This is a genomic window from Halomonas ramblicola, from assembly GCF_030409215.1.
GTDB classification, from domain to species: domain Bacteria; phylum Pseudomonadota; class Gammaproteobacteria; order Pseudomonadales; family Halomonadaceae; genus Halomonas; species Halomonas ramblicola.
Genome location: NZ_JAUFPL010000010.1, coordinates 17,358 through 29,625, shown reverse-complemented (window position 1 = coordinate 29,625; position 12,268 = coordinate 17,358). Strand labels below are relative to the sequence as shown.

Annotated in this window: 9 protein-coding genes; 4 read left to right on the top strand and 5 right to left on the bottom strand. The window is 69.4% G+C overall.

Features of this window, described 5'->3' with window-relative positions:
• Positions 1-87: 87 nt before the first annotated feature.
• The 5 genes from QWY80_RS01885 to QWY80_RS01865 form a co-directional block, all read right to left on the bottom strand.
• The gene (locus tag QWY80_RS01885) at positions 88-987 is read right to left on the bottom strand and encodes a polysaccharide lyase (protein ID WP_290228976.1); all 900 of its coding nucleotides are present in this window, start codon (positions 985-987) and stop codon (positions 88-90) included.
• A gap of 64 nt (positions 988-1,051) precedes the next feature.
• Complete coding sequence (locus QWY80_RS01880; RefSeq protein WP_290228975.1) at positions 1,052-2,572, bottom strand: PilZ domain-containing protein; 1,521 nt, start codon at positions 2,570-2,572, stop codon at positions 1,052-1,054.
• Positions 2,565-4,511: a glycosyltransferase gene (locus QWY80_RS01875; RefSeq protein ID WP_290228974.1), complete on the bottom strand. Its 1,947-nt coding sequence runs from the start codon at positions 4,509-4,511 to the stop codon at positions 2,565-2,567. The genes QWY80_RS01880 and QWY80_RS01875 overlap by 8 nt, the downstream gene beginning before the upstream one ends.
• A 15-nt stretch (positions 4,512-4,526) precedes the next feature.
• Positions 4,527-5,873, bottom strand: coding sequence for a UDP-glucose dehydrogenase family protein (locus QWY80_RS01870; RefSeq protein ID WP_290228973.1), 1,347 nt, complete (start codon positions 5,871-5,873; stop codon positions 4,527-4,529).
• 327 nt (positions 5,874-6,200) lie between these two features.
• Positions 6,201-7,694 (bottom strand): RimK family ATP-grasp domain-containing protein, encoded by a 1,494-nt coding sequence (locus QWY80_RS01865; RefSeq protein ID WP_290228972.1) that lies wholly within the window; start codon positions 7,692-7,694, stop codon positions 6,201-6,203.
• Positions 7,695-7,860: 166 nt separating this feature from the next.
• Between QWY80_RS01865 and QWY80_RS01860 the strand changes: the two genes are divergently transcribed.
• The 4 genes from QWY80_RS01860 to pepN all read left to right on the top strand — a co-directional run bounded on the left by QWY80_RS01860 (position 7,861) and on the right by pepN (position 12,268).
• The gene (locus QWY80_RS01860; protein ID WP_290228971.1) at positions 7,861-8,355 is read left to right on the top strand and encodes a GNAT family N-acetyltransferase; all 495 of its coding nucleotides are present in this window, start codon (positions 7,861-7,863) and stop codon (positions 8,353-8,355) included.
• 124 nt (positions 8,356-8,479) lie between these two features.
• Complete coding sequence (locus QWY80_RS01855) at positions 8,480-9,013, top strand: Hsp20/alpha crystallin family protein (RefSeq protein WP_290228970.1); 534 nt, start codon at positions 8,480-8,482, stop codon at positions 9,011-9,013.
• A 151-nt stretch (positions 9,014-9,164) separates the two neighbouring features.
• The gene (locus QWY80_RS01850; RefSeq protein ID WP_290228969.1) at positions 9,165-9,542 is read left to right on the top strand and encodes a YbaN family protein; all 378 of its coding nucleotides are present in this window, start codon (positions 9,165-9,167) and stop codon (positions 9,540-9,542) included.
• Between the two features lie 92 nt (positions 9,543-9,634).
• A complete protein-coding gene (pepN, locus tag QWY80_RS01845) occupies positions 9,635-12,268 on the top strand; it encodes an aminopeptidase N (RefSeq protein WP_290228968.1) in 2,634 nt (877 codons plus the stop codon).

Below are 12,268 nucleotides of genomic sequence, written 5' to 3'. Positions count from 1 at the left end.
CCAGCAGCGTCGCGGCCAGTCGCCTGGCCGGCCGGCCGCGACGGCGGGGGAGCCGGGCCCCCCTGGGGGACTCGGGACGGGGCATGGTCATGATGTCGGGGCGTAGAAGCGGAAGTCGGCGAAGTCGGCGTGCTGGTCGCGGGGCGTGCGCCAGCCCTCGCCGCTGCCGCCGAAGAAGGTCGAGAACATCAGGCCGTCGATGGTCACCTCGGGCGTCGTGCGATAGACGATCTCGCGCTGCTCGAGGACCGGGCGCCCGTCGATCCACAGCCGCGCCACGCCGTTGGCCTCGCCGGCGTCGTTGAGCACCAGCTCCTGCTCGACGCTGACCCACTGCCCGGTGGGGAAGGTCCAGGCGCCGCGGCCCACCGAGGTGCCCTCCAGCCCGACCACGTAGGGATAGAGCTCCCCCTGGCCCTGCTCGCGCCACATCAGGCGCATGGAGAAGCCGTTCTCGCCGTCGACTTCCTCGCCGCCGCTGGGGGCGTCGCCGCCGTAGAGGCCGGGCAGCTTGCCGCCCTTGACGAAGTCGAAGCCCGATTCGAAGCGGAGCCGGTAGCTGAGGCAGGCCCGCTCGGCCCCCTCCAGGGCCGGGGGGGCGGCGTAGAAGCCGGCACCGCCGCGGGGCTCGTCGGAGGGATTGGAGCTGCCGGCCGGATAGCGTACCCGTAGGCCCGGCTCGCCGAGGCCGGTAGCGTCGGCGTCGAGCAGCGCAACGTTCTCTTCGGTGCCCCAGTGGCGGTGGGTGGCGAAGCCCTCGCGGATCGCGGTGTGGGCATCCGCCTCCCTGGCCGGTGCCGGTGCGGCGACCTGGGCATAGCGGGTCGAGCAGGCCGCCTCGTCGGGAATGCCCAGGCTGTCGGGGTCGAACTCCTCGGCGTGCAGGAGCCCGGGCACCACGCCCAGCAGCAGCGCTGCCCGAGCGATGCCGGTGGCGAGGGGGGAGAGCGACGTCGATCCCTGACGGGGAGTGGGGTTGATCGGCATGATTCCTCCTGAAACGGGGTCACCCATGACACCCGCGGTGTCACGGGGCGAGGGGGATGCGGCCTCAGCCGGCATCCGGGTCTTCCTCCATGGCGGCGCGATAGATGCGATCGCCGAACTGGATGACCGCGCGGACGCCCTGCCAGACCCACTCGGCGGTGGCGCCGAGCAGGGGCGCCTCGCTGAAGCGCACGTCCACCGGCTGGCCGACGCTCTGCGGGGGCAGGTCGCGCTCCGGTACCAGCAGCACGCTGGCCACGTTCTGCTGCTGGCGCACCCACTTGGGGAAGCCGGCGCGCGGCTGGCGCTCGACGTCCAGGGCGACGTTGCGCACCCGGGCGCGAATCGGTTCGGCGCTGTTGGGCAGGGCGATGTAGGCCTGCTGGTTGGGCTCGATGCGGGCGATGTCGTCCATGTGCACCAGGGCCTCGACCAGGACGTCGTCCTGGCCGGCGCGGACCAGGGTCATGATCCGTTCGCTCTCGTTGATGTAGGTGCCGTCGGCGCTGCTCATCGCCCAGGCCACCAGGCAGTCGCAGGGGCTGTAGATGTCGTTGCTGGCCTGTCGCGCCTCCAGGGCGGTGATCCGCGAGCTCTCGTAGTCGCGGGCGGTCTCGAACTGCTCGATGCGCGCCTGGGCGATCTCGGGCGAGACCGACTCGAAGGTCAGGGTGTCGCCGCTCTCCGGCTGCGCGGAGTTGGCCAGGCTGACCTCCTGGCTACCGCCGTCCAGGTGTTCCTGGAGGTTCTGGATCAGCCGGTCGTTGAAGCGCTGGGCCGCCTCGGCCAGGATCAGGTCCGACTCCAGGTCGCTGTTCTCGACCCGCGTGAGCAGCTGGTCGCGTGCGACCCGGTCGCCGGCCTGGAGGTCGTGGGCCGCCAGGATGCCGGGACCGGGGGCGCGAATGTCGATGCGCGGCGCGGTCACCGCGGCGAAGCTGGGTTCGATCAGCATGAAGTTGCGGTAGGCGGTGGCCGCCACCACCAGCGCCAGCACCGCCAGGGCGGCGAACAGCAGCACGTAGCGGCGCATGGGGCGCGGCGGGCGCGAGGCGGGCAGCGGCTGGGTCACGCCCGCCTGGCGCTTGCGCGGTGTCTGGGGATCCTCCCCGGCGATCAGTGCCTCGACGCTGGCGGTGCGCCCGCTCAGGTAGCTGCGGATGACCTGGCGCAGCAACTCGCGATGGGGAGGCTCCATGTCGATGATCTCGAAGCCCACCGTGAAGGCGTTGCCGTCCCCCGCCGGGGAGCAGTGGCGGCATTCGGCGCGCAGCGGGATGATCAGTTCGGTGGTGCCGGCCACCAGGCGCAGCGAGCCCTCGATCGATTCGCCGGGCGAGAGGTGGCGTTCGCTGCGCACCGCGAAGCCACCCAGCGACACGTCCACGCCGGGCAGGGCGGTGCCGTCGGCCAGGGTGACCCGGAAGGGGGGCGAGACGCGGATATGGCGGCGCTCGTCGCGCCGCTCATGGGTGATCCGGTCCCCGCGGGCCTGGCGTTCGCGCTCGGCGGAGCCGCCGGGGAGGCCGGCGAGGGTCGGTTCATGGCGATCCGATACACGCGGATCGGAAAAGTAATCATCCATCCGTTGAGTCTCCTTGCTCGGGGCCGCCGGCCGATGCGGTGCGCGGCAGGCGCGTCGGCTCGACCCCGAGGCGTACGTTGACGAGGGGCAGTCGCCGCCCATCCAGGCTCAGCCGGCACCCGGCGTCGACGCTGCAGTGCGTGTCGCCCGACAGGGGCTCGCCGTCGGGACCCGTGATGCGCCGGGCGATGTCGGGCGTGAGGGTGAGGGTACTGGTGGCCGTGCCGGCGATGCGTGTGGCCCGTATCCGTTCGCCGTCCAGGCGGTCGAGCAGTGCCCCGCTCACCCGCAACCTGCCCTCGGGCAGGTAGAGCGTGCCCTGCTCCGGCAGGCCGACGAGCTGCTGGGAGAGCCAGCGATCGGCACTCTCGGAGGCTTCCAGGAGGCCGTTGCCCTGCTGCCTGGTGATGGCCAGCGACATCCGGTCGGGGGGCTGCAGCACCCCAGTGGCGAGGATCAGCACGCAGAGCAGGGCACCGTAGGCGACGCCATGCAGCAGGTGCCCCATGCGGCGCTGCCGGCGCACGGCCGCCGGGTCGTCCGGCTCGCCGGCGGAGATCCCCTGGCGCGACCACTTCTGGCGATTGAAGCGGAAGCTCACGTAGGTCTTGAGCAGCGCCCCCCAGACCTGGTTGTAGTAGATCAGCGGGATCCACAGCAGGCTGAAACGGCCGCGTTGCCAGGCCAGGATCAGGCTGGCGATGCCGCGGGTGAAGAGGATCCACAGCAGATAGGCGAACAGGAAGGAGGGGCGCACGAACAGCGTCACCAGCACCGCCACCGTCGGCCCGATCAGGGTGGTCCACATCGACAGCCGCTGGTCGACCAGGCTCCACCAGGCGAACAGCCCCATGGGCCGCGGCCCCAGGGCGATGGCGCGTCCGCTGGTGCGCAGCATGTTGCCGTACCAGCGGCGCATCAGGTCGGTGGTGGAGGCGAAGAAGCGCTTGCGGTCGGGGAGTTCCTCGAAGCCCGAGACATAGACGTCGGGGATGTAGCGCATTCTCCAGCCGTTCTTGAGCAGCCAGAACCAGGTCGACTTGTCGTCACCGGAGAGGAACTTGAAGCGGCCGAAACGCCAGTGCTCGACCTGGTCGTTCTCGACCAGGTCGATGAACCCCGGCTGTACCGCCAGGTCGGCCCGGAAGGCGCTGTAGCGGCCGGTGAGCACCAGCAGCCGCGACGACACCGACAGCGAACTCATCACCAGGTGGCGCTGGGCGTAGCGCAGGTCGTACCACTCCCGGGTGGCGTCGCAGCCGGTGACGATGGCGCTGTTGTTGGTGGTCAGGGCGCCCAACGCCGGATCGGTCTGGAAGAATGACAGCGAACGCGACAGGGTGCCCGGCTCGAGGCGGATGTCGCCATCCATGGAGACCAGCAGGGCCCCGGGGGGCGGCAGGCGCCGCGAGATTGCCCGGAGCACCTCGGCCATGGCCGAGCGCTTGCCGTCACCCTTCTGGAACATGTAGCGGACCTCGACGTTGTCGGGCCAGCCGTGGTCATCCAGCACATGGGTGATGACGTCGACGTCGGTGCGGTCCGAGATCGAGGCGAACAGGGTGGTGGGCACGCCGAAGTCGACGAGCTCGCGGACCAGGGCATCGTAGACCCGGAAGTTCACCTCGCCCTCGATGCGGTAGGAGGTGCAGAGCACGTAGAGCTCCGGTGGCCGCGAGACCGCGGCGACGGCGTCGGCCTCGGCGCGCAGGCGCGGGAAGAGGCGCCGGTTGTACCACACCGAGCGGATGGCCTGGATCAGCCACCAGGAATAGCGCCAGGCACCCACGGCCCCGATGGCGAAGAAGAAACTCTTCGACTCGGGACTGAAGACCTCCGACGGCAGCTCGGCGACGACCACCACCAGCGCGGCCAGGGTCAGGGCCAGGGTGGTGAGCTCGGTCACCCGGCTGGCCACGGAGCGATCGACAGGGGGCATCGACATCTCGTCGCCTCAGGCCAGGACGGGGCGTACCGAGTCGCCCCGGCCGATGGCGTAGTAGGCGAGCCCCGCGGCCCTGACGCGCTCGGGCGGGAAGAGGTTGCGGCCGTCGATGACCACCGGCTCGAGCAGGGTCTCGCGCAGGCGCTCGAAGTCGACGGTGCGGAAGGACTTCCATTCGGTGCAGATCACCAGCGCGTGGGCGCCCTCCAGGGCCTCGTCACGCCGGGTGGCGAGCACCAGGTCGTCACGCTCGCCGTAGAGCCGCCGGCACTCCCCGGTGGCCTCGGGGTCGAAGGCCTGGACCCGGGCCCCGGCCCGCCACAGTGCCTCCATCAGGGTGCGGCTGGGCGCCTCGCGCATGTCGTCGGTATTGGGCTTGAAGGCCAGCCCCCACAGCGCGATGGTCTTGCCGGCGAGCCGGCCGTCGAAGGCCGCGCAGAGCTTGTCGAACAGGCGGTCCTTCTGGCGGTCGTTGACGCGCTCCACGGCACTGATCATCTCGGCGGGATAGCCGGCCGCCTCGGCGGTGTGGGCCAGTGCCTTGACGTCCTTGGGGAAGCAGGAGCCGCCATAGCCGCAGCCGGGATAGATGAAGTGGTAGCCGATCCGCGGGTCGCTGCCGATGCCGTGGCGCACCTCCTCGATGTCGGCGCCCAGACGCTCGGCCAGGTTGGCGACCTCGTTGATGAAGCTGATCTTGGTGGCGAGCATGGCATTGGCGGCATACTTGGTGAGCTCGGCGCTGCGCACCCCCATGAACATCAGCTTGTCCTTGTGGCGGTTGTAGGGGCCGTAGCACTCGCGCATGGCGCTCCTGACGCGCTCGGCGTCGGTGCCCACCACGATGCGCGAGCCGCGCGAGAAGTCCTCGATCGCGGCACCTTCCTTGAGGAATTCGGGATTGGAGCAGACGTCGAAGGGTAGCTCGACGCCGCGGCGGTCGAGTTCCGCGGCGATGACCCGTTCCACCTTGCCGGCGGTGCCCACCGGCACCGTCGACTTGTCGACGACGATGCGGTACTGGTCCATGTGACGGCCGATGGTTTCCGCCACCTTCAGCACGTGGCCGAGATCGGCACTGCCGTCTTCGTCGGACGGGGTGCCCACGGCGATGAACTGCAACAGCCCGAAGGCCACGCCGGTGGCGGCATCGGTGGTGAAGCGCAGGCGACCCGCGGCCTGGTTCTGGCGGATCAGCGCTTCCAGGCCGGGCTCGTAGATGGGTACCTCGCCGGCCTGTAGCCGGGCCACCTTGGTCTCATCCACGTCGACGCAGATGACGTCGTGACCCACATCGGCCAGGCAGGCCCCGGTCACGAGTCCCACGTAGCCGGAACCGAAAATGGTGATCCTCATGGTCGTCATCGCTCCTTGCTTGGGGCTGCCCTCCCATGCCCGTTGCCAGTGCGGGTGGGCAGGAGGGAGCCGAGTGTACGGGGCATGCGACCAGAATCACTGGCAATAATCGAGCCAGTTCGTTTATTTGTAAGAATATCAGTGGGTTGGCGAGTCCTGTGCGACGGCGTTGCCGGGCACGCACACTCGAACCGTCGCCGTGGGGTGACAGCACGAGCGCGGCTTCGATGAAATCATGGGAAATCAATGGGTTGGGTGTTGCCTGTCGGCAACGGAAGGGCTCGCGGCGGCGGAGGTCGGGGTCACGACCCCCGTGGCGAGCGCGGTTCAGCCGCGCTGGACCCTCGCCTCCATGCGCGCCAGGAAGACGCCCATGATGCGCTCATAGAGACCGCGCCCCTGGACCGTGTCCTCGACGCCGGCATCCACGTTGGGGTTGTCGTTCACCTCGATCACCACCACCCGCTCGCCGGCCTGCTTGAGGTCGACGCCATAGAGGCCATCGCCGATCAATCGGCAGGCGCGGAGCGCCGCCTTGAGAACCGCCGGCGGCACCTCGCCGGGATCATGGGTGGTGAAGCCGCCGCTCTTCACCCGGGTGCCGGAGTGATCGTAGATCTGCCAGTGGCCGCGGGCCATGTAGTAGCGGCTGGCGAAGATCACCTGGCCGTCCAGCACGCCGATGCGCCAGTCGTACTCGGTGGGCAGCCACTCCTGGACCAGCAGCAGCGCCGAGGCCTGGAACAGCCGGGCGCTCTCGCGCTCCAGGTGGGCGAGGTCGGTGACCTTGACCACGCCGCGGGAGAAGGCGCCGTCCGGCACCTTGAGTACCAGCGGGAAGCCCAGGGCGGCGACGCGCTCGGCCAGCGGTCGGCGGTCGCCGCGCTGGAGCAGCATGCCGTCCGGCGCCGGCACGCCCCGGGCGCGCAGCAGGGCGTGCAGGTAGACCTTGTTGGTGCAGCGCAGGATGTCGCGGGGCGCGTCGATCACCACCAGCCCCTCGTGCTCGGCGCGTCGCGCCATGCGGTAGGTGTGGTGGTCCAGTGCGGTGGTCTCGCGGATGAACAGGCTGTCGAACTCGGCCAGGCGCCCGGCGTCGCGCCGGGTGATCAGCGAGACGTCGATGCCGAGCCGGCGTCCGGCGCGGATGAAGGCCTTGAGCGCACCGCGGTTGCTGGGCGGCAGTGCCTCCTGCGGGTCGACCAGGATCGCCAGGTCGAAACGGTAACGCCGGCGCGCCTTGGGGGTGCGCCACACCTGGCGCGAATGGCGGTTCAGGGCGCTGGCGAAGAGATCCTGCTCGTCGGGCGCCAGGTCGCGCAACCGGATGGGCCGCAGGCGCGCCAGGCGCCAGAGGTCGTGGCGACGCACCAGGCGCGCCTCCAGCAGCGGGCAGGGCAGTCGCTCGAACAGCTTGCGCGCCAGCCTGGCCAGGGCCGGCTCCCGGCATTCGCCGAACAGCACGCGCAGCGTCAGGGTACCGCCGACCAGGGAACCCTGGCGGGCCAGCTCGTCGAGCAGCGGCGCCAGGGTGTCCAGTTGCAGGTCGACCAGCGCCTTGCGCGACAGCTCGTTCAAGGTCTCCACCGTGGGCAGTACCCGTTGGCCGCGGGCCTGGGCCAGCAACGACACATAGTAGCCGGTGCCCAGGTAGTCGAGCTCGCCGCACAGGTTGATCACGTGGCTGGTGCGATCCGGGTCATCGCCGGTGCGGTGGCGACGGTCCTGGGCCAGGAAGTCGTCGGCACCGATCAGGTCCTCGGAGGGGTAGTAGGGCTGCCAGTCGTCGAGGCGGTCGACGACGATACGCAAGGGGCACATGGAGCGGTTTCCGGGGCGGGGCGGCCAGGTTGGCCGGACAGCGCCAGCATGCCCGTGAGTCGGGCGACCGGCAAGTCGGCCGGCAGGTGAAAAGATTTCATGTGCTGGGCCGCTGACAGGGGCGCCGGTCATGACCAGAATCGGGGCAACCCTTGGGGAGAACGAGATGACCATCCGACTGCGCCAGGCCTCCGGCCATGACCTGGACGCCCTTCATCGCCTGGAGCAGAGCGCCTTCACGGGCGACCGCTTCAACCGCCGCCAGTTGTGGCACCTGCTCAACCGCGCCCACGCCGAGACCTGGGTCCTCGAGCGCGAGCCCGAGGCCGACGCCCCCGGGCGCCTGCTGGGCTACGGCACCCTCCTGTTCCGTCATGGCAGCGCCCGCGCCCGCCTCTACTCCTTCTGCGTGCATCCCGAGGCGCGCGGTACGGGGCTCGGCCGGCAGCTGCTGGAGTCGCTGGAAGGCTCGGCCCGCACCCGTGGGGCCGCACGCCTGGGGCTGGAGGTGCGCGCCGACAACCGCGTGGCCCTGGGGCTCTACCGCCGCATGGGGTTTCGCCTCGAGCGCTGGCTGGAGGAGTACTACGAGGACGGCTGCGCCGCCTGGCAGATGGTCAAGGCGCTGGAGGCGGGGCCGGCCGTGGCGGCTGCGTCGTGACTTTGACCCGGGTCAACGTTGCCGCCGACGCGTCTTGAAAAGCGTAGCCGCGCCACCAATTCTAGTGATGCCAATGAAGTCGTTCCCATTGTGCGTCACGTTTCGAGAAGAGGAGGTGTGGCGTATGAAGCTGCAGAAGTTCTCTCCCTGGAACTGGTTCAAGAGCGAGAGTCATGAGGCCCCGGCCCAGCCCGAGACGCCGGCCCCGCGCGGTGAACTCACGCCGCTGGCCGGCATGCACCAGGAGCTGGACCGCTGGATGGACGGCATGCTGCGCCAGTTCGGCCTGCCGTCGTTCGAGTCCCGGTTCGGTGACATGCCGACCCTGCTGCGGCCACGGCTCGACATCAACGAGCGGCCGGAGCACTACGAGATCAGCGTCGAGGTGCCCGGCGTCGACGAGAAGGACATCAGGCTGTCGCTGGACGACCATCGCCTGGTGATCGAGGGCGAGAAGCGCCAGGAGAGTCGCAGCGAGGAAGGGCAGTACCGCCGCGTGGAGCGCTCCTACGGCAGCTTCCGTCGGATCCTCGACCTGCCGGCGGATGCCAGGGTCGACGACATCCAGGCAAGCTTCGCCAGGGGCGTGCTGAGCGTCAGGGTGCCGCGCAGCGGCGAGGCGCCGGCGACCCGCCGCGAGATCCCCATCCAGGGCTGAGCCATGGGGACCCTACGGAGGCGTCGGCCCCACGCGGGTGGGGTCGGCGTCTTTCCATAGCCGGGTTGTCTTCCCGCCATAGGGTATCGCGATTGGCGATTCCCGCCTGCCTGGGCTTCAATGGAGGCTAATGGAACAGTCGGAGCGACGGATGTCACCCCTCAGGCGTTTCTTGTATATCGCCATCGCCTGGATCAGCTTCACCCTGGGGCTGATCGGCGTGTTCCTGCCGCTGATGCCCACCACCTGCTTCATGCTGCTGGCGGTCTGGGCGGCCTCCCGTGGTTCCCCGCGCTTCGCCCTGTGGATCCGCGAACACCCTCGCTTCGGCCCCGCCGTGGTGGCCTGGGAGGGCGAGCGCGCCATCCCCCGCCATGCCAAGTGGCTCGCCGCCGGGATGCTCGGCGTGTCGATCCTGGTGCTCTCCCTGACCGTGGCCGTCCTGTGGCTCAAGCTGGCGTTGATCGTCGGCCTCGCCCTGCTGGGCGCCTGGATCCTCACCCGCCCCGAGCCGGCGCTCGGGAGGTAGAAAAATAGCCCTGCGGCCGCGGGACAGCGCTTTGAGCTCGGGGGCGAGGGGGCCGTACAATGGTCGGCAATTCTCGACAGGAGTCATCCCGAATGTCCGAACCCCAGCCGACCCGCCTGAGCGACTATCATCCCCCCGCCTACCGGGTCACCCATACCGAGCTGACGTTCGATCTCGATCCCGCCGCCACCCGTGTCAAGGCGCGCCTGCACCTGGAGCGTCACCCCGAGCGCGCTGCCGACACCCCGCTCGAGCTCGACGGCGAGCGTCTCGCACTCGAGGCCATCGCCATCGACGGCCAGCCGCTGGACGAGGGGGAGTATGCGCTCACCGACACGGGGCTGACCGTGCATCGGGTTCCCGGGACCTTCCGGCTCGACACCGAGGTGGCGATCGCACCCGAGGCCAACACCGCCCTGGAGGGGCTCTACCAGTCCAACGGCATGTACTGCACCCAGTGCGAGGCCGAGGGCTTCCGGCGCATCACCTTCTACCCGGATCGCCCCGACGTCATGGCGACCTTCTCCACCACGGTGATCGGTGACGCCCGGCGCGAGCCGGTGCTGCTCTCCAACGGCAACCCGGTGGAGCGCGGCGAGTTGCCCGGCGGGCGCCACTTCGTCACCTGGGAGGACCCGCATCCCAAGCCCTGCTACCTCTTCGCCCTGGTGGCCGGCGACCTCGAGAGGGTCGAGGATTCCTTCACGACCCGGAGCGGTCGTGAGGTGACCCTGCAGATCTGGGTCGAGGAGGAGAACCTCGGCAAGACCGACCACGCCATGGCCTCGCTGAAGCGCGCCATGCGCTGGGACGAGGAGACTTATGGCCGCGAGTACGACCTCGACCTGTTCATGATCGTCGCGGTCAACGACTTCAACATGGGGGCCATGGAGAACAAGGGGCTCAACATCTTCAACTCGGCGGCGGTGCTGACCCATCCCAAGACCGCCACCGATGCGGCCTTCCAGCGGGTCGAAGGCATCGTCGCCCACGAGTATTTCCACAACTGGTCGGGCAATCGGGTGACCTGCCGCGACTGGTTCCAGCTCTCCCTGAAGGAGGGCTTTACGGTATTCCGCGACCAGTGCTTCTCCGCCGACACCAATTCGGCGCCGGTCAAGCGCATCGAGGACGTCTCCTTCTTCCGCACCGCCCAGTTCGCCGAGGACGCCGGGCCTACCGCCCATCCCGTGCGCCCCGACCACTACATCGAGATCAGCAACTTCTACACCCTGACCATCTACGAGAAGGGCGCCGAGATCGTGCGCATGCTGCGCAACCTGGTGGGCTGGGAGGCCTTCCGCCAGGGTAGCGATCTCTACTTCGCGCGCCACGATGGCCAGGCGGTGACCATCGAGGACTTCGTGGGCTGCATGGAGGAGGCCTCCGGCCTCGACCTGGCCCAGTTCATGCTCTGGTACTCCCAGGCCGGCACCCCGGAGATCGATGCCTTCGGTGAGTATGACTACGCCCGTTGCGAGTACCGGCTGATCCTGCGCCAGCGCACCCCGGCGACCCCGGACCAGCACGACAAGCGGCCGCTGCACGTCCCCATCCACTTGGGCCTGGTGGGCACCAAGAGCGGTCACGACCTGCCGCTGACCCTGGACGGCGAGGCGCTGGGCAGCGATGCGGTGATCCACCTTCGCGAGGCCGAGCAGGAGTTCCTGTTCACCGACGTCAGCGAGGCCCCGGTGCCCTCGCTGCTGCGCGGCTTCTCGGCCCCGGTGAAGCTGCGCTTCCCCTACAGCCGCGAGGACCTGGCCTTTCTGCTGGCCAACGACGCCGACGGCTTCAACCGCTGGGACGCCGGCCAGCGCCTGGCGATGCTGGCGCTGGACGATCTCATCGCCGCCCACCGCAACGGCGTCGAGAAGGTGATGGACCCGCGGGTGACCGAGGCCTTCCGTGGCCTGCTCAATGCCGAGGTCGACGACCGCGCGGTGCTCGCCGAGATGCTGACCTTGCCCAGCGAGGCCTACATCGCCGAGCAGCAGCCGCTGGTGGACGTGGACGCCATCCACGCCGCCCGGGAGTTCATGCGCCAGGGGCTGGCCACGGCACTGCGCGACGACTTCCTGCGGGTCTACCGCGAGAACGCCGACGACGCCCCCTATGCCCCCGAGCCGGAGCAGATCGCGCGGCGCAGCCTGAAGAACGTGGCGCTGGCCTACCTGATGGCCATCGAGGACGAGGACGGCATCGAGCTGGCCCGCGAGCAGTTCGCCGCGGACCACAACATGAGCGACGTGCGCCACGCCCTGACCCTGCTGGTGCACAGCTCCCGCGACGAGCTCAGCGAGCCGGCGCTGAAGGCCTTCGGCGAGACCTGGGCCCACGATCCCCTGGTGATGGACCAGTGGTTCGCCATCCAGGTGACCCGCCCGCAGCCCGACGTGCTCGACCGGTTGAAGTTCCTGATGCACCACCCGGCCTTCTCGCTGAAGAACCCCAACAAGGTGCGCGCGCTGATCGGTACCTTCGCCGGCCAGAACCGGGTCAACTTCCACCGCCTGGACGGCGAGGGCTACCGCCTGCTGACCGACGTGGTGATCGAGCTCAACCGCCTCAACCCGGAGATCGCCGCGCGCCTCATCACCCCGCTGACCCGCTGGGCGCGTTTCGACGAGGAGCGCCAGGCGCTGATGAAGGCCGAGCTGGAGCGCATCCGCGCCGAGGAGCTCTCGCCCAACGTCTATGAGGTGGTGGAGAAGGCCCTGGCCTAA